The following is a 1819-nucleotide window of genomic DNA, read 5'->3' as shown; positions in this document are numbered from 1 at the left end:
CATCTGCCGCAGCCGCGCCTGGCTGATATGGACGGCGCCGATCACCACCAGGCGCGGCTGCGGCAGATGCACATTGAGGAAGAAGGTGCGCCCTTCCGCCTCGACCGAGCCGGAATTGCCGGTACGAAATGCCCTGGCGATCGCCTCGCCCAATTCGCCAGCGACTGGATCGCCCTCGCGCACGATGCGGTCGCGGCCGTCGCCGAGGTCGGTGACCAGGATCGCCGCGCGGCGGGCGCGGCGCTCTTCGTTCAATGTTTTCAGCGCATACGGGTCCATGGCGCCCTAACCAAGCCGCTCGACATAGACCTTGATGCGGCCGCCGCAGGAGAGCCCCACCTGCCAGGCGGTCTCGTCGGCAACGCCGAACTCCAGCATCCTGGCCTTACCCGAGCCAATGACATCGATCGCCTCGGTCACCACCGCTCCTTCGACGCAGCCGCCGGAGACGGAGCCGTGGAAATTGCCGTCGGCGTCGATGACCAGATGGCTGCCGACCGGGCGCGGCGCCGAACCCCAGGTCTCGACCACGGTCGCGATGGCGACATCCTTGCCGTCCTTCATCCAGCCTTCCGCGATGATCAGGGGATCGCGGGCCTCATCGAGATAGATGCTGTTTTCCATGACTGCTTCTCTTGGGGTCTGTTTATGATCTGGGCAGTTCGTGCAAATGCATGCTCAATCAATCACTGCGAACGCGTCAACCTCGATCAGATAGTCGGGGGACAGGCTCGCCACGCCAAGCACCACGTCGGCTGGTTTATGGTCTCCGAACAGCTCTACCCGCGCCTTTTCGATGATCGGCAGGCATTCATCGCGATTGTAGTTGACGACATAGATCGTGATCCTGGCGACCTGCGCAGGCGCCGCACCGGCGGCGGCGAGTGCGCGGCCGAGATTGCCAAACACCTGGCGCGCCTGAGTCGCAAGATCACCACGGCCAACAAGTTTGCCATCCAGGTCTTCGGGCTCCTGGCCCGAGATGAATACCAACTTGCTGCCTGTCGCAACGACAACCTGGCTGTACGTCTGCGGAATTGGCAGATCCTTTGGGTTGATGCATTGGAGCGTCATTCATCGGTCCCTGTATGGTGATTTCAATTTTCCGGGAGTCTTTCTTCCGATGGATAAACATATGGCTATGCGGCGTGCCTGTCGCCAGCCCGCAGCCATCGACGCGGATCGACGCGAGCGGCCGGCCGCTGGTCGAGCGAGGCGCAGAGATCGGCCAACGCCTCGAGATTGTGCACCGGGCGGAACTCGTCGACATGCGGCAGCATCGCCTTGACGCCACGCGCGCGCGCCTCGAAACCGTCGAAGCGCAGCAGAGGGTTCAGCCAGATCAACCGACGGCAGGATTTGTGCAGCCGCTCCATTTCTTCCGAAAGGCCGGCGATCTCGTCGCGCTCCAACCCGTCGGTGATCAGCAGCACCACAGCCCCCTGCCCCAGCACGCGCCGCGACCACAGGCGGTTGAACTCGGCCAGCGTGTCGCCGATACGGGTGCCGCCGGACCAGTCCTTCACAGTCGCCGAGCACTCGGCGAGCGCGGCATCGGGATCGCGATGGCGCATCTGCCGCGTCAAATTGGTCAGGCGCGTGCCGAAGACGAAGGCATGCACGCGGCGGCGCTTTTCCGTCAGCGCGTGCAGGAAATGCAAGAAGATGCGCGTGTACTGGCTCATCGAGCCGGAAATGTCGGCAAGCACCACCAGCGGCGGATGCACCTCGCGGGCACAGCGGAATTTCGGCAGGATCAGCGTGCCGCCGGTGCGCGCGGCCGAGCGCATCATGGCACGCGGCTCGCTGCGCCTGCCTT

General features: G+C 64.1%; 3 protein-coding genes and 1 pseudogene. All 4 read right to left on the bottom strand.

Annotated features, from left to right (window positions below; translation table 11 throughout):
- A pseudogene (locus tag EN745_RS34370) lies at positions 1–279 on the bottom strand (XdhC family protein); the annotation flags it as partial.
- Between the two features lie 6 nt (positions 280–285).
- Complete coding sequence (locus tag EN745_RS34365) at positions 286–624, bottom strand: XdhC family protein (protein ID WP_040593291.1); 339 nt, start codon at positions 622–624, stop codon at positions 286–288.
- Between the two features lie 54 nt (positions 625–678).
- Positions 679–1074 carry a RidA family protein gene (locus tag EN745_RS34360; RefSeq protein ID WP_127423281.1) on the bottom strand — a complete coding sequence of 132 codons (396 nt, stop codon included), beginning with the start codon at positions 1072–1074 and terminating at the stop codon, positions 679–681.
- A gap of 65 nt (positions 1075–1139) precedes the next feature.
- The coding region (locus EN745_RS34355) for a VWA domain-containing protein (RefSeq protein ID WP_127423280.1) at positions 1140–1819 on the bottom strand (680 nt) is incomplete at its 5' end.

It is taken from the genome of Mesorhizobium sp. M4A.F.Ca.ET.022.05.2.1 (genome assembly GCF_003998845.1).
Lineage (GTDB): Bacteria > Pseudomonadota > Alphaproteobacteria > Rhizobiales > Rhizobiaceae > Mesorhizobium.
This window is presented reverse-complemented; position numbering and strand designations above follow the sequence as displayed.

Excerpts from the sequence above, each read along its gene's own strand:
- EN745_RS34365 (WP_040593291.1), bottom strand. The coding sequence starts at position 624 with ATGGAAAACAGCATCTATCTCGATGAGGCCCGCGATCCCCTGATCATC.
- EN745_RS34360 (WP_127423281.1), bottom strand. The coding sequence starts at position 1,074 with ATGACGCTCCAATGCATCAACCCAAAGGATCTGCCAATTCCGCAGACG.